Raw genomic sequence first — 392 nt, forward strand, 5'->3', positions numbered from 1 at the left:
CGTCGTGGCGGTCCACGCCTGGGATGTCGATCTGGGTATCGTTGTTGGCAACGCGGTGCATGCGATCCACCAGCGCGGCAATCGGGCGCGACACGGCGTAGACAAGATAAATCACGGCCAACACGACCAGGCACGCCGCCACCACGATCGCCCCAACTATGAGTTGCCGCGCATTGTGATAGGCCTGCGCCTCTCGCTCGGTTTCTGCCGTGGCGCCAGCGACACTGCGTTCGGTCATCACACCCAAGGTGTCGTTGGCCGAGTCGAAAGCATGCTTGGAGTCCGTGTGATAGAGCCGCGTAGCACCCGCTACGTCGCCTGCCTTGGCAGAAATCATCAGCCGTCGCGCAAGCTCGCGATACGTGTTCCATTGGGTGACAAACTGGCTGTAA

At 61.2% G+C, this 392-nt stretch carries 1 protein-coding gene; it reads right to left on the reverse strand.

All coding sequences use genetic code 11. From position 1 onward, the window contains the following. Window positions 1-392 (reverse strand): MCP four helix bundle domain-containing protein (locus D7V77_RS42960; protein ID WP_199734037.1); only part of this gene is annotated, 392 nt, incomplete at both ends.

This window comes from Corallococcus sp. CA041A, assembly GCF_003612075.1.
Lineage (GTDB): Bacteria > Myxococcota > Myxococcia > Myxococcales > Myxococcaceae > Corallococcus > Corallococcus exiguus.